Here is a 20,014-nt window from a genome sequence, read left to right on the forward strand (position 1 = left end):
GTCACCGCCAACCCACGTCGATCCGGGCACCGCGCTCGTCGAAGAAGTGCAGCGCGTCCATCCGAACCGACACGGCGAGCGGATGACCGGCGGTGACCGCCGGGTAGGGCGCGAGCCGCACCGCCAACTCCGCCGGGCGGCGGTGGTGCCGGCCCGGGTCGGGAAGGACGCTGGTGCTGCGCGCGGCGCCGTTCGGCACGTCCTCGGCCTCCACCGGCTTGCCGGTGAGCCGCTGCATCACCGCACCGAACCGGCGCAGGCCCCGCTGGCCCACGGGCGGCGGGTCCAGTGGCGCACCCATCTCGTCCACCATGATCGCGGTCGCCCCGATGTCGAGGAACGCCAGCGACTCGTGCCCGTGGTGCTCCAGGTAGCGGATCCGGCCACGCAGGACGTCACCGGGGCTGTCCGGGGCGACCGGGGTGAGCGCCTCGGCACGCATCCCGACCACGATCCGCTCACCGTGGTAGTGCGCCACAGCGCGGCTGCGGATGTCGTTCCACGGCAGGTAGAGCGACTGCTCACCGAGGTTGAGCGTGACGTACCGGTCGAGGTGGACGTAGACCGACGCCTCCAGCAGGTTCATCCGAGGGCTGCCCAGGAAGGCGGCCACGTAGAGCGTCGCCGGACGGCCGTACACCTGGGTGGGTGTGCCCACGTCCTGGAGCACGCCGCGGCGCATGATGGCCACCCGGTCGGCCATGGTCAGCGCCTCGGCCTGATCGTGGGTGACGTAGACGGTGGTGACACCCAGCTCGCGGGTCAGCCCGGAGATCTCCGCGCGCAGCTCGGCGCGCAGCCCACTGTCCAGATTCGACAGGGGCTCGTCCATCAGGAACAGCCCCGGTCGTCGGACGATTGCGCGGCCCATGGCGACCCGCTGACGCTGGCCGCCGGAGAGCTGGCCCGGTTTGCGGGCGAGGACGTCATTGATGCCCAGGGCACTCGCCACGTCGGTGACCCGCTCACCGCGCGGCTCCGGTTCGATACCGGCAAGCCGCAACGGAAAGGCGATGTTGTCGCCAACTGTCATGTGCGGATACAGCGCGAAATCCTGGAAGACCATCGCGATCTTGCGGTCGCGTGGCGGCAGGTCGTTCGCCAGTTCCCCGTCCAGCAGCACCGCGCCCTGTGTCGGATCCTCCAGACCGGCGATCATGCGCAGCACTGTGGACTTGCCGCAGCCGGAAGGCCCCAGCAACACCATGAACTCGCCGTCGTTCACATCCAGATTTATGCTGTCGACGGCCAACGTGCCGTCCTTGAAAACCTTGCTCACATCTTTGAGCGCGACGGTGCTCACCGTCACCTCCCCCAGGTCGTCGGCCGAACCCCCAGAAGACTGTGACCAGGATCATTCGTTTCGCACATCGGGTAAACGTCTCATGTTCGGCCCATGACACCGCTATTACGCGGCACGCGACGTCGTTGCGGTCAGCAGCCCGGCGACGGTTCGGGCTGCTCGCCGAGGAACACCCGGCGCACCACCCGTTCGGCCGCCTGCCCGTCGTCCAGCCGGCAGAACCGGCCCCGGAAGTGCTGGCGGGCCTTGTGCGCCGCGTCGGAGCGCACCGCGTCCGTGCGGAACAGGTCGAGCAGGTCGGCGAACGTGGCGGCCACCGCCCCCGGTGGCTCCGCGGTGACGTCGAAGTAGACACCCCGCGCCAGGCGGTACGCCTCCCAGTCCGGGGTGTAGAGCACGATGGGCCGGTCCAGCACCGCATAGTCGAACATCGCCGAGGAGTAGTCGGTGACCAGCACGTCGGCGACCAGATAGAGGTCCTCCACCCGCTGGTAGCCGCTCACGTCGCGCACCCGCTGGAAGTCCAGCGGCCGGCCGGGCCGGCGTTCCCGGTCGTGGAAGTAGTGGCTGCGCATCAGCAGCCGCCCCGAGTCACCGAGCGCGGCGACGAGCCGGTCCGGGTCGAAGGGCGGCCGGTAGCCGGGCAGGTGCTCGCGGTGCGTCGGGGCGTACAGGACCACCTGCTCGTCGGGCCCGATGCCGAACTCGGCGCGTAGCCGGCGTACCTCGTCCGGACTGGCCGTGGCCAGCCGGTCGTTGCGCGGATAGCCCACCTCCAGCGTCGTGTAGGTGGCCGGATAGGCCCGGTCCCACATCTGGGTGGAGAAGCTGTTGGCGCTGACGCTGTAGTCCCAGCGGTCCACCCGGCGCAGCAGGCCGGCGAAGTCCATCCGGCCCGCGCCGATCGGGTAACGCTGCTGGTCGAGCCCCATCACCTTGACCGGAGTGCCGTGGTGGGTCTGCACATGCACCTGTTCCGGCCGCTTGCGCACGAAGTCCGGGTAGTTGACGTTGTTGACCAACCACCGGGCCCGCGCGAGGACCCGGTAGTACGCCGGGGTGCCGGCGACGACGTACTCCACCCCGGCCGGTACGGCGTCCACCCGGTCGCGGCGCACGATCCACACGCCCCGCACCTCGGGGGCCAGCCGGCGGGCCGCCTCGTAGATCGCGGCCGGATTGCAGGAGTACCCGCGGTACCAGTAGGCCGCGTACACGGCGAGCGTCGGGTCCACCGGCCGGCGCAGCTCGGCCCGGTAGTACTCGCGCAGCAGCCCGTCTCGGGTCAGCCGCGCGCCGCGCCGGGCCACCGGCCCGACCCGACGGCGGGCGGTACGTGCCTGCCTCCGTGCCGTGTCGCGGGCCCGGCTGGCGGCCCGCAGCGCGCTGAACGTCCGCCACCGGCCGGTCGCCACCAGCCGGTGCTTGATTCCCTCGACGCCCTCCGGCACCGGGTACCCGCCGTCCGGCAGCCACCGCGCGTAGTCGGCGGTGATCTGCGCGAAGAACGCCGGCCGCAGTTCCGGGGCGATCCGTTGACCGTTCCCGAGCACGGTCAGGTAGTGCCAGATCATCCGTTCGAAGACCGCCGGGCGCAGCTCGTCCACCGCCGGCGACCAGGCGTCCATCAGATGGAAGACCCGGTGCCACTGCGGGAACACCTCGAAGTGCCGGTCCCCTCTGGTCTTCGTGATCGCGCCCGCCCGACGTTGCCGGTAGTTGACGCAGACCCGGTCCAGTACGCCGATCCGCTGCGCCGCCATCAGCACGGGGTAGCTGAACGAGACGTCCTCGTACCAGCCGTCCGAGAAGCGCAGTCCCAGCTCGACCAGAAACTCCCGGCGGACCAGCCGGTTCCAGGCGGTGTGCAGCAGCCGCATCGCCTCCGGCCGGTCCCGCAGCCGGAAGGTGGCAACTGGGGGCGACTCCGGGAACACCTCGGCCATCGCGCTGCGGGTGGCGGTGTCGTTCCAGTGCGTCCGGACGTGGTCCACCAGCAGCACGTCCGGCCGGGTCGCGCGCAGCCGGTCGGCCACCTCCCGCAGGCAGTCCGGCGCCAGCCAGTCGTCCCCGTCGATGAACCACACGTACTCGCCGACAGCCCGGTCCAGCCCGATGTTGCGGGCTGGACCGAGGCCGACGTTCTCCGACAGCCGGACCGACCGGACGCGCTGGTCGCGGGCCGCGTACTCGTCGATGATCTCGCCGCTGGCGTCGGGCGAGCAGTCGTCGACGGCGATCACCTCAAGGTCGGTCTCCGGCTGGCCGAGGATCGAGTCCAGGCACTCGCGCAGATATCCCTGCACCCGGAAGGCCGGCACCACGAAACTGATCAGGGTCATCCGGCCGTCCCTTCGTCAGCGCGGCGCGACACCTCCCGCGCCCACCGGCGCGGCCGACGCCCGCGCGCTACGGGCCGGCCGGACAAACCAGGCCAGGACGACGCTCGCCACGAAAACCACGAGAAGGTACGCACCGAGTGTAGCCATGCCGATACTCACGATGCCGGCAATCGCCGCGAGGGCCAGCAGCACCGAACGTCCGTCCCAGCCCAGGGTGGCGAGGTGCAGCGGCGGCGCCGTCTGCCGCTTCTCCAGTCGGGCCGTCAGGTCGTAGTGGTGCACGGCGAGCACGAAGACGTAGCCGAAGATCAGCCAGCCCGGCGCGTCGCCGACCACCCCGACGGCGATCGCGAACAGGTACTCGGCGGCCCGCAGCGCCGCCGGCACCAGCCAGTCCAGGGGGCCGTTGTGCGCGGCCCTGGCGCCGAGGCCACCGGCCAGCAGCACCAGCAACGCCACCGGCACCGCCCACCGCAGTCCCGTCGGCGAGTCGTCCAGCAGGGCGGCGACCAGCAGCACCGCCGGGGCGAGCGCGGCGATCACCGCCAGGGTGAGCGGCCCCATCGGGCGGACCACCGGCAGCCGGCGGGCCAGCGGGCCGTCGTCGCGGTGCAGGGTCGCGTCGACCGTGTCCAGCACCGGCACCCGCATCCAGCGGGCCCGCAACGTGCGCAGGGCACCGGTGTACGCGAAAGCCAACCCACCCCAGACCAGCACCGCGATGAGGCTGACCAGCGGGTTGAACAGCGCCACGGTCAGCGCGATCAGCGCCCACCGCTCACCGATCGGGAACACCACGGTCCGCTTCAGCCAGTACGACAGCGAGCCGGTGTCCGCCTGCACCCGCGTCGACGCGGCGTTCAGCCGGTCGCCGATGCCGCCGCTGGCACCCGCCGCCGTCCGGGGCCGGCGTGCCGCCTCGTCGTGCAGTACCCCGTACCAGGTGTCGGTCATGTGCCGGACGGTCTGCAACGTCATCGCGGCGATGGCGAGGGCCCAGCCGTTGCCCAGCCCGGCGTGACTGACTCCGAAGCCCAGACCGGCGTAGACCAGGTACTCCTTCGCCCGGTCGGCCATCGTGTCCAACCAGCCGCCCCACGCGCTGAAGTGCCGGGTGTAGCGGGCCAACTGGCCGTCCACGCAGTCGAGCACGAAGCCGAGGTAGAGCAGCACCGCGCCGCCCACCAGCGCGGGCCGCCCGCCGACTCCGAACAGCACGGCGGCTGCCAGCGCGAACAGCACCGAGATCACCGTGACCCCGGTCGGGGTGAGCCGCAGCCGGGCGGCGAGCCGCACGACGTACGGCGACCAGGTGCTGACGAAGTACGTGGAGAAGAAGTCGTCCTTCTCCTTCACCGACAGCCGCAGCTCGGCGCGGTCCTCGTCGACAGCCGTCACCGCCGCCTCGGCGGCGACCAACCCGGCCGAGTCCTCGACGCGGTGCGCCACGAGCAGGCGTACCCGCTGGGCGAAGATCAGGGTGCCGAGCGCCGCGAGACCCGCGACGAGCCGGTCCACGGCGGACCCGGGACCACCGGCGGCGGCCGAGCCCGCCGAGCCCACACCGCCGGCCACCGGCAGCGGCGACACGTCACCGGCCGGGCCGATCGGGGCGGCGACGGGCAGCATCTCGGACGCTGCGGCGCGGGCGGCGGCGGCGAGATTCGGCAGGTCGTCCACGCCGACCCGGAGCGCGCCACCGAACACGCCTGTGGCGTCGCCGTCGAGGGCATCCAGGGGGCCGGCGTCGACGATCTGGCCGCGCTCCTCGCGCACGGCCGTCCGTCCGGGCACCGGCGGGTCGGTCAGCACCAGCGCCACTGTCGGTCCCACCGGACTGGTGGCGAGGTGCCTCAGCACTGCGGTGTGCGCCACCAGGTCGGTGCCACTGATCAGCAGTGGCCCGTCGGCGTCATCGGCAAGCGCGGCCAGTTCGTCGAGGGTGGCGGCGAAGCGCACCTCGGTCGCCCCGGCCCGGCGCAGCTGGACGGCGAGCCGGTCGGCCAGCGGCTCGCCGGACGCGGTGGTCAGGCCCGCCGCGGGCGTCCCGGCTGCGAGCACGATCGCGAGCGTCACCGCGGAACCGCGGCGTTGTACGCGTCGAGCGCCTCGGCGATGGTGCCGTCGAGCGTCAACCGGCCCGCGTCGAGGTACAACCCCCGACGGCAGAACCGGGTCAGGTCCTTTTCGTTGTGTGACACCAGCACCAGCGTGCGCCCCTCTCCGAGCAGACGATCAATCGTCGCGTAACACTTCTCGCGGAACTCCGCGTCCCCGACCGCGGTCACCTCGTCCATCAGCAGGATCGGGTGCGGCAGGCGCGAGATGATCGCGAAGCCGAGCCGCACCTTCATCCCCGACGAGTAGTGCCGCACCGACGTGTCGATGGCTCGTTCCACCTGCTCACCCGCGAACTCGACGATCTCGTCGAAGTGCCGCTTCAGGTAGCCCGTCGACAGTCCGTGCAGCCCACCGACCAGGTGCAGATTCTCCCGCCCGGTCAGGTCGTTGGAGAAACCGGCGGACAACTCCAACAGCGGCGCCACCGCGCCGTGCACCCGGATGTCGCCCTCATCGGGGATGAGCACCCCGGCGATCAACCGCAGCAGGGTGCTCTTGCCGGTGCCGTTGCGGCCGATGACCCCGACGGTCTCACCGGGCGCCACGGTGAACGACACGTCACGCAGCGGCCAGAACTGACCGGGTAGGGCGCCGCGCCCGCCCCGGTGGATGAACAGCTCGCGCAGCCGCAGTTGGCGGCGACGGTTGCGGACGAACCGGATGCCCAGACCGTCCGCCTCGATGATCGGCGTGGCCATCTCAGAGTTCCTTGAGCACAGCGGGTTCCAACCGGCGGAACGACCACCAGCCGGCGGCCAGCACCAGCAGGCTGCCGACGACAGTGGTGGTGAGCAGCCGAGCGTCCGGGAACTCGTCCGGGTACCAGATCGCGTGGTGCAGTTGGAAGATCCCGACCAGCGGGTTCAGCTCGTACACCACCTTCAGCCAGCCCGGCAGGTTGGACTCCCGGACCAGGCTGAACGGATAGATGATCGGCGTGGCGTAGAACAGCACCCGGATGATCAGTCGCAGGAACCGCTCCACGTCGCGCATCAGCACGTTCCACGCGGACAGCAGCAGGGCCAGCCCGGTCAGCAGCACCGCCTGCACCGCCACCGCGAGCGGCAGGGCGAGCAGCGACCAGCCGGGATGGATCCGGCCGTGCGCCGCGTAGATCACCGCGATGGCGATCAGGATCGGCAGGCCGGCCGCGTACTCGGCGAACCGCCCGGTGACCCGGCCGATCGGGAAGACCTGCCGTGGCACGTTCATCGTGGTGATCAGCCGGGACTGGCCGGTCAGCGCGTTGGTGGCCTCGCTCAGCGCCGAACTGGTCCACATCCAGGCGAAGATCCCGGTGATCAGGAACAGCGGGTACGACCCGGCCGCCTCGCCGAGGTGCCGACCGGTGTCCCGGGAGTAGAGCACCCCGAAGACGAACCAGTAGATGGCGCCCATGCCGAGTGGCTCGATCAGCGACCAGAAGTAGCCCAGCACCGACTGCTGGTACTTGACCGCCAGGTCCCGTCGGACCAGGATGCGCAGCGAGTTGCGGTGCGACCACAGGGCCGCGACGCCAGAGGTCACCGCAGCCTCCCGCCTCCTGAAACGGACGCCAGGCTAGCAGTCGGTGAACGAATGCCCCGAATCTACGGGTTCAGCACTCGATCACGTTGACGGCCAGACCGCCACGCGCCGTCTCCTTGTACTTGACCTTCATGTCGGCGCCCGTCTCCCGCATGGTCTTGATGACCTTGTCCAGCGACACCTTGTGCACGCCGTCGCCGCGCAGGGCCAACCGGGCGGCCGTGATCGCCTTGATGCTAGCCACCGCGTTCCGCTCGATGCAGGGGATCTGCACCAGGCCACCCACCGGGTCACAGGTCAACCCGAGGTTGTGCTCCATCCCGATCTCGGCGGCGTTCTCGACCTGTTCGGGAGTGCCGCCGAGTGCCTCGGCCAGCCCCGCCGCCGCCATCGAGCAGGCCGAGCCGACCTCACCCTGACAGCCGACCTCCGCGCCGGAGATCGACGCGTTCTCCTTGAACAGCACGCCGATCGCACCGGCCGTCAGCAGGAACCGCACCACACCGTCGTCATCGGCGTCCGGAATGAACCGGGCGTAGTAGTGCAGCACCGCCGGGATGATCCCCGCCGCGCCGTTCGTCGGCGCGGTGACCACCCGGCCGCCCGCCGCGTTCTCCTCGTTGACCGCGAGCGCGAACAGCGTCACCCAGTCCATCGCGTGCAGCGGGTCGGCAGTCCCGGCGTCCGCCTCCAGGCCGCGCCGCAGCTCCGCCGCGCGCCGCCGAACCTTCAAACCCCCAGGGAGTACGCCGTCCCGCTCGCAGCCGCGCTGCACGCACTCCCGCATCACCCGCCAGATCTCCAGCAGGCCGGCCCGGATCTCCGCCTCGCTGCGCCACGAGCGCTCGTTGGCGAGCATCACCTCGCTGATCGACAGGCCGGTGCGGGTGGTGACCTCCAGCAGTTGCGCCCCGGTCAGGAACGGGTACCGCACCCGCGTCGTGTCCGGCTTGATGCGGTCCGCGCCCGCCGCCGCCTCGTCCACCACGAAGCCACCGCCGACGGAGTAGTAGCTGCGGGCCCTGATCTGCTCCCCGGCCGCGTCGAAGGCCACGAAGGTCATCCCGTTCGGGTGGTACGGCAGCGACCGGCGACGGTGCAGCGTGAGGTCCCGGTCCGGGTCGAAGTCGATCTCGTGCGCGTCCAGCAGGCTGATCCGCCGCTCGGCGCGGATCCGTTCGACGCGCGGACCGACGGTGTCGGTATCGACCGTCTCCGGCGCCTCACCGGCCAGCCCCAGCAGCACCGCCCGGTCGCTGCCGTGCCCGTGGCCGGTCGCGCCCAGCGAACCGAACAGCTCGGCCTGCACCCGCGCCGTCTCGGTGAGCAGCCCGTCGGCCTTGAGCCCGAGCACGAACGTACGGGCGGCCCGCATCGGCCCCACCGTGTGCGAGCTGGACGGCCCGATGCCGACGCTGAAGAGGTCGAAAACACTGATCATGGCTGCGCTTCCTCGGCGTTTCCCGTCGTACGGGATCTGCCCGGTTCGTGGCCACCGGTCAGGCGGCCCCGCTCGTGGCCGCCCGGTCGGGGGGCCGTCGGTCACCCGGGGTATGGGTGCCCAACCAGCGAGCCTACCCGCCCACCCCCAGCCCCGACCCCGCCAGACCCTCGCGCCGATCTTGCATTTTCGGTCGTCGATACGGGTGGGTATGAACCTTCTGTCGCGACAGAAAGTGCAAGATCGCGGGGCGGTGTGGGAGGAGTTGGGGAGGGTTGGCCCGGGTAATGCACCTACGGGTCCACGGGTCGCCGATCCTCCTCGGGACCGAGGGCGGGATGGCCACCCCTTCGTACCGTGGATTGCAGACGCGGCGCACAGCCGCAGAGTGGGAGTACGACGATGAGTCGCAAACTGGTTCGGCCCCGCCAGGGGCGCATGCTCGCCGGTGTCTGCGCCGGCCTCGGTCAGCGGTTCGGCATGTCCGCCGGGATGGTCCGGTTGCTGTTCCTGCTGTCGCTGCTGCTGCCCGGCACCCAGGTGATCGTGTACCTGATCCTCTGGGTCCTCATGCCCAACGAGGACCGCTACCTCGCCTCCACGGGCCACTGACCCACCACGACAGCGCAGTCCGGAGGCCACCACGTCAAACGATGTGGTGGCCTCCCGGCCTCCCGGCCTCCCGGCCACGGCACGGCACGGCAAACCGGCATTCCACTTCCAGATCTTGGACAGTTTCCGTCAGCAGCTGACGGAAACTGTCCAAGATCTGCGCATCGCGCACCCAGACGGCGGCGGGCCGCCGGCGGGGACGGATGACGAGCACGGGCCGCCGGGGGGTGCGGGAGCCGCTGCACGCGCGGCCCGGGCGGGTGAGCACCTGCCGAGGACGGCCCGAAGACGGCGCCCGCCCCGACGGTGGTCGGGGCGGGCGCGGCTGCAATTCCAAAGCGCCGGCCGCCGTTCGCCGGGCACCGTTAGCCGGGCACCGTTAGCCGGGCGCCGTTAGCCGAGCACCGCCAGCCGGCCGCCGCCAGCCGGGCACCGCCAGCCGGGCTCCCGGGCATCGAGGCACCCGGTGTCGAGGTGCTGACGATGCCCGAGAGCCGAAGCGCCGGGGTCAGGGGGCCGTGTAGGTGACCGTCACCTGCTGGAAGCCCAGCGAGCGCAGCAGCCCCTCCAGCATCTTGCGGGTGTTCTCCTCGGCGCGGGCGGAGAGCCCGCTGTCCCGGGCGGCGGCGGTGATCCGTTCCTCGGCCAGCTGGTAGACCTGCTGCTGCCGGTTGGGGTCGTTGCCGACCAGGTCGCCGAGCCGGTTGAGCAGGCCGCGCTGCTCGGCGAAGACGTAGCTCTTCTCCATGTCGAGGTTGGTCTCGCCGAGCTGCGGCGCGGGCAGCTTGATCTCGACCGACTTGCCGTCGGCGGACTGCACGATCGCACCCTCACCGATCTTGGCGAAGTCGACGTACGCCTCGACGCTGCCGGCCCCGACGAACAGGGTGCGTTCGTTGAGCAGGAAGTCCGGGACGTTGCGCCGGTCGTTCTGGGTGTCGACGACGACCTGGAAGTTGCCCTCGGCGGCGACGTAGCGACTGAGATCCTGGATCGACTTCAGCAGCGGCGGCTGGCTGCGGTCGGTCTGCTCCTTGGCGAACGGGTTACGGAAATCGGGCAGGAAACCGGTCACCTGCACACCGAGCAGCACCACCACTGCCAGCGCGGCGGCGCCGAGCAGCAGGAGCAGCCCGCGGGCCGCACCACCGGACCCACCGCCTGGGCCGGCACCACCGCTCGGGGGGCCGTCGGTGCCGCCCGGCCCGTCCGGAGTCGGGTCGGGTGTCGCGGCCGAGCGCTCCTTGAGGTCGTCGCCGGTCGGGTAACCGGGGAACTCCCTCGTGGGCTCGTTGATGCCAGCGTCGCGGGCCATCACACTCACCGTCCTCGTCAGACACGTCGTCTGTCAATGACGGTACGGCCCCCGTACGACAGGCGCGCGGCGAGCGGCCGGAATGCGTAAACGGGCAGGTCAGGCGAAGGCAGAGAGCCCGGTGAGCCGCTGCCCGACGACGAGCTGGTGGATCTCGGACGTGCCCTCGTACGTCAGGACGCTCTCCAGGTTGTTCGCGTGCCGCATCACCGGGTACTCCCCGGAGACGCCGTTGGCGCCGAGGATGGTGCGGCACTGCCGGGCGATGGCCAGGGCCTCCCGCACGTTGTTCAGCTTGCCCACGGAGACCTGCTCGGGGCGCAGCCGGCCGTCGTCGGCGAGCCGGCCGAGGTGCAGCGCGAGCAGTTGACCCTTGACCAGTTCGACGGCCATGTCGGCGAGCTTGGCCTGGGTGAGCTGGAACCCGGCCAGCGGCCGACCGAACTGGGTGCGGCTGGTGGCGTACGACAGGGCGGTCTCCAGGCAGTCCCGTGCCGCGCCGAGCGAGCCCCAGACGATGCCGTACCGGGCCTCGGTCAGGCAGCTCAGCGGGGCCTTGAGCCCGACCGCCTCGGGCAGTTGGGCGTCGGCGGGGAGCCGGACGTCGTCGAGCACGATCTCGCCGGTCACCGACGCGCGCAGCGACATCTTGCGGCTGATCTCGCGGGCCGTGACGCCGGGCGTGTCCATGGGTACGGCGAAACCGCGGACGCCCTCGTCGGTGCGCGCCCAGATGACCGCCACGTCGGCGATCGGGGCGTTGGTGATCCACATCTTGGCGCCGGTGAGCATCCAGTCGTCGCCGTCGCGGCGGGCCCGGGTGGTCATGGACGCCGGGTCGGAGCCGTGGTCGGGTTCGGTGAGGCCGAAGCAGCCGATCGCCTCGCCGGTCGCCATCGCCGGCAGCCAGCGCTGCTTCTGCTCCTCGCTGCCGTAGCGCCAGATGGCGTACATGGCCAGGGAGCCCTGCACCGAGACCAGTGAGCGGAGCCCGGAGTCGCCGGCCTCCAGCTCCTGGCAGGCCAGCCCGTACGCGACGGCGGAGGCGCCGGCGCAGCCGTAGCCGGTCAGGTGCATGCCGAGCAGGCCGAGTTTGCCGAACTCCCGGGCCAGCTCGCGGGCCGGGACGCGACCCTGCTCGTACCACTCGGCGACGTGTGGGCGGACCCGTTCGTCGACGAGCTGGCGGACGACGTCGCGGATCTGCCGCTCCTCCTCGCTGAGCGACGGGTCCAGGTCGAGCAGATCGAGGGCAGTCATGCCGTCACCTTAACGAAGCCTCAGGCGGGATCGCCCGCACCCGAGAGCACCAGCACGCGGGCGTGGATCTGGTTGCGCTGCTGCAGGGCGGCACGCAGGGCGCGGTGCAGCCCGTCCTCCAGGTAGAGCCCGCCGTTCCACTGGACCACGTGCGGAAACAGGTCGCCGTAGAAGGTCGAATCCTCGGCGAGGAGCTTGTCGAGCGCCAGCTCACGCTTGGTGGTGATCAACTGGTCCAGGCGCAGGGGACGGGGCGGGATCTCCGCCCACTGCTTGAGCGTGAGGTTGTGCTCCGGATAGGGACGCCCGTCCCGGACCGCTCTGAAGATCACGACGGCACGCTCCCCTCCCCGTGGCCGGGCCGACCGACGACGCCGAGCCGGGCCGCGGCGGGCACCGCGCGGCGCGGCACCGATGACCGTGCCAGCCTAGCGGCCCAGCGCACGCGACGTTCTGCTCCCTGATGTCAGTTTCGCTATCGCTCGCCCGATCCTCAACTCCGACGAACGGGACGCCGCACTCAACTCCACCGCCCGCGCCGCACCACCTCGTCCATTTCGCGCCGCCCTCGGCGCAGCGATGGTGACCGATGGCCGGGCGCGCGGTAACCGATTGTGACGGCACCGATGGGGTGGTACTCCGCCGGCACGCCGAACGCGTCCCGGTAGGCGGCGAGCCGCTGCGGCGGAATCCCGAAGAAGCACGCCCCCAGCCCCTCGTCGACGGCGGTGAGCAGCATCAGGAGCGCGGCGAAGCCGGTGTCCACGTACCAGTAGGGCACCGGCCAGCGGTCGGTCGACCGGTCCGTCCAGCCCTTGTCCGGCTCCGCGTACCGCTGCAGGTAGGCCGACTCGTTGGCGTGCGGCACCACGATGAGGGGAGCGCGGCGCATACCGGCCAGCCAGCGCTCCCGCCCGCCACCCTCGGGCGTGGTGGCGGCCCAGAACCGCTCCCGGTCGGCCGCCTCCTCCAACACCAGGAAACCCCAGCCCTGGGCGAAGCCGGCCGACGGGGCGCGCACGGCGTGGTCGAGCAGCCGATCCACCACGTCGGGCGGGACCTGGCGGTCCGGGTCGTAGTTGCGCACCATCCGCCGGCGGCGGACGACCTCGGCGAACTCCATCAGGCCCCGGGACGGATGCCCCAGGCACCACGCCAGGTCGTGCCGGGCTTGAGCGTGAGCAGGTCCTTGCCCGAGCGGAACGCGTCCGGCGGGCAGGTCATCGGCTCGATCGCCACCGAACGCCGGTGCCGCTCGCCGGTCAGCGCGTCCCCGGTGAACACCTGCCACCAGCCGAACTCCGCGTCCGCCCAGATGCTCACCCCGGACGAGGAGTCCGGCGCGGCCAGGCTCACCGAGGAACCGCCGTCGGCGTCGCGGATCACCTCGCCGAAGCAGAGGTCCAGCTCCGCGCCGCCGATCCGACGCGGGCTGGTCCAGTCGTACTCGGTGCCGGCCACCGGGGTCACCCCGACCGGCAGCAGCCGACCGTCCACCAGCACACGCGTACGCGCCGGCAGCCGCATGACCAGGTCGTCCACCGCGACACCCGGCAGTTGCAGGTACGGGTGCACCGAGAAGCCGAACGGGGCCACCTCGGCGCCGATGTTTGTCACCTCGTGCTCGGCCCGAAGACCGTCCGCGCTCACACTCCACCGGCTGACCAGCCGCAGCGGCCACTCGTAGCCGGGCTGCGGCGGCAGGTCGTAGCCGAGGGTCACCGCGTCCGCGGACTGCTCCAGCAGCCGCCACGGCACCCAGTTGACCAGCCCGTGGATGGCGACGTGCCGCTCCGGCTCGGTCAGCGCGAGCTGGTGCGTCCGGTCGGCGAACGGGTAGCGACCGTCGCGGATCCGGTTCGGCCAGGGCGCGAGCACCTGCCCGGCGCAGCCGGGGCAGACCTCGTCGGTGCGGTAGCCGTCGAGCAGGTCGACGCCGTCGTGCCGGTACGTCCGCAGCCCGCCGCCCACCTCCACGATGACTGCCTCGTGGCCCGCGGCGGCGATGGTCCACTGTGCGCCGGAGAAGGGGCGCTGGTCGGGGCTTTCCATGCCGGCGACCCTAACCGGTCACGGCCGGTCGCCGCTCGACGCCGTCGTGGCCCGGTAGCGCAGCAGCGCCGGGAAGGCGACCGCGAGCACCACCACGAGCACCGCCGAGGCGAGCCCGCCGGCGACCCAGGCCACCCCTCCGCCGAGCCCGGCGGCCATGGTGCCGGCCCGCAGGTCACCCAGGCGCGGACCACCGGCCACCACCACCGTGTTGACGCCCTGGAGTCGGCCGCGCATCCGGTCCGGCGCGTACACCAGCAGCATGGACTGGCGCAGTACGGCGCTGACCAGGTCGGCGGCGCCGGCCACGGCGAGCAGCAGGACCATCAGCCAGAGCTGGTGGGCCAGCCCGGCCGCGGCGATCGCCAGTCCCCAGCCGACGACCGCGACCACCAGGCCGACCCCCTGCCGGCGGAGTCGACCGATCCAGCCGGAGGTCAGCCCGCCGATCATGGAGCCGATGGCGATGGCGCTGTAGAGCAGGCCGACCGAGCCGCCGCCGCCGAACCGCTCGTGGGCGATCTCCGGGAACAGCGCCCTCGGCATGGCCAGGATCATCGCGATCAGGTCCACGCCGAAGGAGAGCAGCAGCACCGGCGTGGTGGCGAGGTACCGGAATCCGTCGATCACGCTGGCCAGGCCGGCACGCCGGGCCTGGCCGTCCGCGGTCGGCTCGGGTGGGAGCGAGGGCAGCCGCAGCGCGGCCCAGAGCATGGCGGTGAACAGCACCGCGTCCAACCCGTACGCGATCGGCAGCACCACAGTGGTGTCCGGCGAGGCGGAGAGGATCAGACCGGCGGCGAGCGGGCCGGCTACCGAGGCGGCGGTGAAGGTCGTGTAGTTCAGGGTGGTGGCGGACGCGACCAGATCGTCGGGCACCAGCCGGGGCAGCATGGCGCTGCGGGCCGGCGAGGTGATCGCGAAGGCCACCGACTGCACCGCCATCAACGCCAGCAACAGCACCGGGCTGCCCACGTTCAGCAGCGCCTGGACCAGCAGACCGAGAGTGGATGCCCAGAGCAACAATGAGCCGCCGAGCAGCACCGCGCGGCGGTCGCGGGCGTCGGCGACCGCGCCACCCCAGAGCCCGAAGATCAGCAGGGGTACGAAGGCAGCCACACCCAGCAGACCGACCCAGAACGAGTCCCGGGTCAGGGCGTACATCTCCACCGGCACCGCGACGGCGGTGAACTGGAAGCCGAACATCGCCACCGTGTTGCCGAGCCACAACCGGCGGTACGCCGGAACCCGCAGCGGACGAACGTCGATCGCCCAGCGGCGCGCTCCGCGCGGCCGGGCCTCCTGCACACCCGTCACGGCGCCAGCCGCTCGACGATCCAGTCGCTTCCGTCGACACGACGAAAGCGCAGGCGGTCGTGCAGCCGACCCGCCCGCCCCTGCCAGAACTCCACCGATTCCGGCCGGACGCGCAGACCACCCCAGTGCGGCGGAGGCGGGATGACCGTCGCCTCGCCGAACCGCTCGGCCACCTCCCGGTAGCGCTCTTCCAGCGCGGCCCGGTCCGGCACCACCTGCGACTGCGGGCTGGCCCAGGCGCCCACCTGCGAGCCGCGTGGACGGCTCGCGAAGTACGACTCGGTCACCGCCTGGTCGACCGGGGCGATCGACCCGGCGACCACCACCTGCCGCTGCATGGCAAACCACGGAAAGACCAGGCTGGCGTACGGGTTGGCGGACGCCTCGACGCCCTTGCGGGAGAGGTGGTTGGTGAAGAAGACGAAGCCCTCGGGGTCGTACCCCTTGAGCAGCACCGTCCGCCCGCTGGGCCGGCCGGCGGCGTCGGCGGTGCCCACCACCATCGCGTTCGGCTCGGGCAGCCCGAAGGCCACCGCGTCGGCGAACCAGCTGTCGAACTGGCGGTGCCAGTCGGCGGCCAGGTCAGCTTCGGTCAGGCCCAGGTCCGCGGCGTACTCGTTACGCATCGCGGCCGGGGCAGGTGTGTCGCCCGTCACGTCCCCACTCCTTTTCAGCGATCCGACGAGCACCCTTCCGCGCTGGCCAGTCCGCATCGCCCAGTCTCACCGAGTGGCGCGGAGAATGCGCGTCCGGGGATGTCGTGTGCAGCACAGTCGCAGCGGGTCGCATATCCGGTTACGCAGCAGGCAAGATGTTCCGAACACATCCCTGAGGGTCGCCTAAGGCGCCCGGCCGACCGGGCCGGCTCAGCTGATCAGGCGCACCGACCAGATCCAGGAGAGCGACATGGCCGATTTCAAACCCGGTCTGGAGGGCGTCGTAGCCTTCGAGACCGAGATCGCCGAACCCGACCGCGAGGGTGGCGCGCTGCGCTATCGCGGGGTCGACATCGAGGATCTGATCGGCCAGGTCTCGTTCGGCAACGTGTGGGCGCTCCTGGTCGACGGCCGGTTCGGGCCGGGCCTGCCGCCGGCGGAGCCGTTCCCGGTGCCGGTGCACTCCGGCGACATCCGGGTCGACGTGCAGTCGGCGGTCGCGATGCTGGCGCCGTACTGGGGGCTCAGCCAGCTGTTGGACATCTCCGACGAGCAGGCCCGCGAGGACCTCGCCCGGGTGTCGGTGACCGCGCTCTCGTTCGTCGCGCAGTCCGCCCGTGGTCTCGGCCTGCCGGCGGTGCCGCAGAAGGAGATCGACAAGGCGCAGACCATCGTCGAGCGGTTCATGAAGCGCTGGCGGGGCGAGCCCGACCCGCGGCACGTCAAGGCCGTCGACGCGTACTTCATCTCGGCCGCCGAGCACGGCCTGAACGCCTCCACCTTCACCGCCCGCATCGTCGCCTCCACCGGGGCGGACGCGGCGGCCTGCATCTCGTCGGGCATCGGCGCCCTCTCCGGGCCGCTGCACGGCGGCGCTCCGTCCCGCGTGCTCAGCATGCTGGAGGCCGTGGAGCGCAGCGGCGACGCGGAGGGCTACGTCAAGGGTGTCCTGGACCGCGGCGAGCGGCTGATGGGCTTCGGCCACCGCGTCTACCGCGCCGAGGACCCGCGCGCCCGTGTGCTCCGGCGCACCGCCAAGGAGCTGGGCGCACCGCGCTTCGAGATCGCCGAGGCGCTGGAGAAGGCCGCCCTCGCCGAGCTTCAGGCCCGCCGCCCGGACCGGGTGCTGGCCACCAACGTCGAGTTCTGGTCGGCAGTGGTGCTGGACTTCGCCGAGGTGCCGGCGCACATGTTCACCTCGATGTTCACCTGCGCCCGGATGGGCGGCTGGAGCGCGCACATCCTGGAGCAGAAGCGCCTGCAGCGGCTGGTCCGCCCGTCCGCCCGCTACGTCGGCCCGAACACCCGCAAGCCCAGCGACGTCGAGGGCTGGAGCGCCATCCCGCACGGCGTCTGACCGGCATCGAGGGCCCCTCCGGACGTCCCCACGTCCGGAGGGGCCCTTTCCTTACGCCGCGCCGGGCGATCGACGCCCCGGTGTGGCGAAGGACTCAGGCCGGCCCTCGGGACCCCGACTTCCCCGGCCCGGACCGGGTGCGAGGATGAGGGTCGGCAGTGTCGCCGGATCGCCGGTACGGATCCCGGCCGCCGTGCGCCCGCGTACGCGCCCGCCGCCGGTCCGCGCCGAGCCCGCCCTCGCCCATGCGGAAGGACCTTCAAGACCGTGGCTGACGCACCGATCATCCGGATTCCCGACGAGATCAAGCCCGCCGACGGACGTTTCGGCTGCGGCCCGTCCAAGGTCCGTCCGGCGGCCGTGTCCGCGCTCGCCGAGGTGGCGACCAGCTACCTGGGCACGTCGCACCGGCAGAAGACGGTCCGCGACCAGGTGGCCCGGCTGCGCTCCGGCATCGCCGAGTTCTTCTCGCTGCCCGAGGGCTACGAGGTCGTGATCGGCAACGGCGGCACCACGGCGTTCTGGGAGGTCGCCACCTTCGGCCTCGTCCGCGACCGTGCCCAGTTCGCCAGCTTCGGCGAGTTCGGCGCGAAGTTCGCCAAGTCGGTCTCCGACGCTCCGTTCCTGGGTGAGCCGACCGTCCGCAAGGCCGCTGCGGGCAGCGCGCCGGCCCTGGTCGCCGAGGCCGGCGTGGACGTGTACGCGACGCCGCACAACGAGACCTCGACCGGCGTGGCCGTGCCGATCAGCCGGGTGGCCGGTGCGGACGAGGGCTCGCTGCTCCTGGTCGACGCCACCTCGGGCGCCGGTGGCCTGGAGGTCAACGTCGGCGAGACCGACGTCTACTACTTCGCGCCGCAGAAGTGCTTCGGCTCCGACGGCGGCCTCTGGCTGGCCCTGATGTCGCCGGCCGCGCTGGACCGGGCCGCCGAGATCAAGGCGTCGGGGCGCTACATCCCGGCCTTCCTGGACCTGGTGACCGCGATCGACAACTCGCGGCTGGAGCAGACGTACAACACCCCGGCGCTGGCCACCATCTTCCTCGCGGCCGAGCAGACCGACTGGATGAACGCGCAGGGCGGTCTGTCCTGGGCAGCCAAGCGCACGGCGGAGAGCGCCGCCACGGTGTACGGCTGGGCGGAGCGGTCCACGGTGGCCACCCCGTTCGTCACCGACCCGGCGCTGCGGTCCAACGTGGTCGCGACAATCGACTTCGCCGACGGGGTGGACGCCACCGCGATCGCCAAGGCGCTGCGCGCCAACGGCATCGTCGACACCGAGCCGTACCGCAAGCTCGGCCGCAACCAGTTGCGGGTGGCCCTGTTCCCGGCCGTCGAGCCGGCCGATGTCGAGGCGCTGACCGCGTCGATCGACTACGTCGTCGAGCGCCTCTGAGCATCGTCACGGTGGGTGTCCGTCGGGGCCTCGATGGACACCCACCGTGATCATCGCCGCAGCTCAGTCGCGACATGCGGGGTGTCGCTTCCCCCACCCCGAGACAGATGCGCGTACGGTGGTCCGAGACGCCTGGGTGGCCGACTCGTGGCGTGCGGCCAGCGAAGCGGGACGGAGGCAACGCTATGCGCCCAGTACGCTTCGTCGCCCTCTCCGAGGACGGCCATGCTCTTGTGCTCGCCGACGAGGTCGGGCGCCTGCTCGCCCTTCCGATCGACGAGCGGATCGCCGGCGCGTTGCACGCGGAGCCCGGCGCTCCGCCGCTCGCGGTGGCGCCCACGGCCGCCGACCCGATTCCCTCGCTGTCCCCTCGCGACATCCAGGCCCGCATCCGTTCCGGTGAGTCCGCCGAGGACGTCGCCCGGATCGCCGGGGTGCCCGTCGACCGGGTCCTGCGTTACGCCGGCCCGGTGCTTCAGGAGCGGGCGATGCTCGCCCAGCACGCCCGTCGCACCCGGCTCAAGGGCGCGGAGAAGCCGACCCCCCTCGCCGAGGTGGTCAACGGCCGGCTGAGCCAGCACGGCATCGACACCGAGAAGATCTCCTGGGACGCGTACCGGCGTGAGGACGGCACCTGGCGGATCATCGCCACCTGGCCGTCCGGCAAGGCCACCGCGCAGGCCATCTGGGATCTCGACAAGACCCGGCAGGCGGTCACGCCGCACGACGACATGGCGCAGTACCTGTGCGCCGAGCGACCCACGCCGATCCTCGGCCAGGAGCCGGCGCCGGAGCGGGGTGGGCACGGCCTGCCCGGCCCGTCGCGTGGTGAGCCGAGTCGTGGTGGGCACGGGTTGCCGGCCGCGTCCGAGCACCCGCGTCCGGGTCGGGACCCGATCCGGGCCGGTCGGGACGCCCTGCTCGCCTCGCTGGACCGTCCCCTCGGCGCGTCGTCGGGGCGTGGGCTGGAACCGCGTACCCCGGCTGCTCTGGCCGGGTCGGACGCGCCCCGGCAGCGGCCGGTCGGCGGCGGTGCCGCCGCGCTGCTCGGTGGTGGCCAGGGCTCGGCCTTCGACGACGATTCGGACGCGCCCAAGGAGGTCCCGGCCGTTCCGTCGCTGGCGGTGCTGCGGCCCCGCCGGACCGGCACGGCCGCGGCGGCGGCCGGTGGCGAGTCCACCGACGCCAGCGGCAAGCCGCGCAAGCGCCTGCCGAGCTGGGACGACGTGCTCTTCGGCAGCGGCCCGGCCGCCCGCGAGTCCTCCTGACGCTCGACGTCGGAGGGCGGCGGACGGCCCCGCCGACTCACGGTGGTC

The 20,014-nt window shown here is 71.9% G+C and carries 17 protein-coding genes; 4 read left to right on the forward strand and 13 right to left on the reverse strand.

Going from position 1 to position 20,014, the window contains the following annotated elements; all coding sequences use genetic code 11:
* Position 1 precedes the first annotated feature (1 nt).
* The 6 genes from AB0B39_RS04490 to AB0B39_RS04515 all read right to left on the reverse strand — a co-directional run bounded on the left by AB0B39_RS04490 (position 2) and on the right by AB0B39_RS04515 (position 8,734).
* On the reverse strand, positions 2-1,303 hold the full coding sequence (locus AB0B39_RS04490; RefSeq protein ID WP_357490989.1) for an ABC transporter ATP-binding protein: 1,302 nt from the start codon (positions 1,301-1,303) through the stop codon (positions 2-4).
* Between the two features lie 131 nt (positions 1,304-1,434).
* Positions 1,435-3,645 carry a bifunctional glycosyltransferase family 2 protein/CDP-glycerol:glycerophosphate glycerophosphotransferase gene (locus AB0B39_RS04495; RefSeq protein WP_357573493.1) on the reverse strand — a complete coding sequence of 737 codons (2,211 nt, stop codon included), beginning with the start codon at positions 3,643-3,645 and terminating at the stop codon, positions 1,435-1,437.
* Positions 3,646-3,660: 15 nt separating this feature from the next.
* Complete coding sequence (locus AB0B39_RS04500) at positions 3,661-5,676, reverse strand: DUF5941 domain-containing protein (RefSeq protein WP_357573775.1); 2,016 nt, start codon at positions 5,674-5,676, stop codon at positions 3,661-3,663.
* 41 nt (positions 5,677-5,717) lie between these two features.
* Positions 5,718-6,464, reverse strand: a complete 747-nt coding sequence (locus AB0B39_RS04505; protein WP_357573494.1) for an ABC transporter ATP-binding protein — start codon at positions 6,462-6,464, stop codon at positions 5,718-5,720.
* Position 6,465: 1 nt separating this feature from the next.
* The gene (locus tag AB0B39_RS04510; protein ID WP_357490995.1) at positions 6,466-7,293 is read right to left on the reverse strand and encodes an ABC transporter permease; all 828 of its coding nucleotides are present in this window, start codon (positions 7,291-7,293) and stop codon (positions 6,466-6,468) included.
* Positions 7,294-7,363: 70 nt separating this feature from the next.
* On the reverse strand, positions 7,364-8,734 hold the full coding sequence (locus AB0B39_RS04515; RefSeq protein WP_357490997.1) for an L-serine ammonia-lyase: 1,371 nt from the start codon (positions 8,732-8,734) through the stop codon (positions 7,364-7,366).
* A gap of 402 nt (positions 8,735-9,136) precedes the next feature.
* On the opposite strand from AB0B39_RS04515, the gene AB0B39_RS04520 reads away from it, so the two are divergent.
* Positions 9,137-9,346, forward strand: a complete 210-nt coding sequence (locus tag AB0B39_RS04520; RefSeq protein ID WP_234589045.1) for a PspC domain-containing protein — start codon at positions 9,137-9,139, stop codon at positions 9,344-9,346.
* 508 nt (positions 9,347-9,854) lie between these two features.
* On the opposite strand, the gene AB0B39_RS04525 is transcribed toward AB0B39_RS04520, so the two are convergent.
* The 7 genes from AB0B39_RS04525 to pdxH all read right to left on the reverse strand — a co-directional run bounded on the left by AB0B39_RS04525 (position 9,855) and on the right by pdxH (position 16,003).
* Positions 9,855-10,661 (reverse strand): DUF4230 domain-containing protein, encoded by an 807-nt coding sequence (locus AB0B39_RS04525; protein ID WP_357573495.1) that lies wholly within the window; start codon positions 10,659-10,661, stop codon positions 9,855-9,857.
* Between the two features lie 99 nt (positions 10,662-10,760).
* Positions 10,761-11,921 carry an acyl-CoA dehydrogenase family protein gene (locus AB0B39_RS04530; protein ID WP_234589043.1) on the reverse strand — a complete coding sequence of 387 codons (1,161 nt, stop codon included), beginning with the start codon at positions 11,919-11,921 and terminating at the stop codon, positions 10,761-10,763.
* A 20-nt stretch (positions 11,922-11,941) separates the two neighbouring features.
* On the reverse strand, positions 11,942-12,253 hold the full coding sequence (locus AB0B39_RS04535; RefSeq protein ID WP_234589042.1) for a type II toxin-antitoxin system VapB family antitoxin: 312 nt from the start codon (positions 12,251-12,253) through the stop codon (positions 11,942-11,944).
* A gap of 188 nt (positions 12,254-12,441) precedes the next feature.
* Positions 12,442-13,044: a nitroreductase family protein gene (locus tag AB0B39_RS04540; RefSeq protein WP_357573496.1), complete on the reverse strand. Its 603-nt coding sequence runs from the start codon at positions 13,042-13,044 to the stop codon at positions 12,442-12,444.
* On the reverse strand, positions 13,044-13,973 hold the full coding sequence (locus AB0B39_RS04545) for an aldose 1-epimerase family protein (RefSeq protein WP_357491006.1): 930 nt from the start codon (positions 13,971-13,973) through the stop codon (positions 13,044-13,046). The genes AB0B39_RS04540 and AB0B39_RS04545 overlap by 1 nt, the downstream gene beginning before the upstream one ends.
* Positions 13,974-13,991: 18 nt before the next feature.
* On the reverse strand, positions 13,992-15,290 hold the full coding sequence (locus tag AB0B39_RS04550) for an MFS transporter (protein ID WP_234589036.1): 1,299 nt from the start codon (positions 15,288-15,290) through the stop codon (positions 13,992-13,994).
* Positions 15,287-16,003, reverse strand: a complete 717-nt coding sequence (gene pdxH, locus AB0B39_RS04555) for a pyridoxamine 5'-phosphate oxidase (RefSeq protein WP_357573497.1) — start codon at positions 16,001-16,003, stop codon at positions 15,287-15,289. Before pdxH ends, AB0B39_RS04550 begins: the two co-directional genes overlap by 4 nt.
* A 193-nt stretch (positions 16,004-16,196) precedes the next feature.
* On the opposite strand from pdxH, the gene AB0B39_RS04560 reads away from it, so the two are divergent.
* From AB0B39_RS04560 to sepH, 3 genes are all read left to right on the forward strand, one after another.
* A complete protein-coding gene (locus AB0B39_RS04560) occupies positions 16,197-17,303 on the forward strand; it encodes a citrate synthase 2 (protein ID WP_234589034.1) in 1,107 nt (368 codons plus the stop codon).
* A gap of 267 nt (positions 17,304-17,570) precedes the next feature.
* Positions 17,571-18,698 (forward strand): phosphoserine transaminase, encoded by a 1,128-nt coding sequence (gene serC / locus AB0B39_RS04565; RefSeq protein ID WP_357573498.1) that lies wholly within the window; start codon positions 17,571-17,573, stop codon positions 18,696-18,698.
* Positions 18,699-18,883: 185 nt separating this feature from the next.
* Entirely contained in the window at positions 18,884-19,966 is a 1,083-nt protein-coding gene (gene sepH, locus AB0B39_RS04570) for a septation protein SepH (protein ID WP_234589032.1), read from the forward strand.
* Positions 19,967-20,014 lie beyond the last annotated feature (48 nt).

Origin of the sequence: Micromonospora sp. NPDC049114, assembly GCF_040648635.1 — a bacterium.
Lineage (GTDB): Bacteria > Actinomycetota > Actinomycetes > Mycobacteriales > Micromonosporaceae > Micromonospora.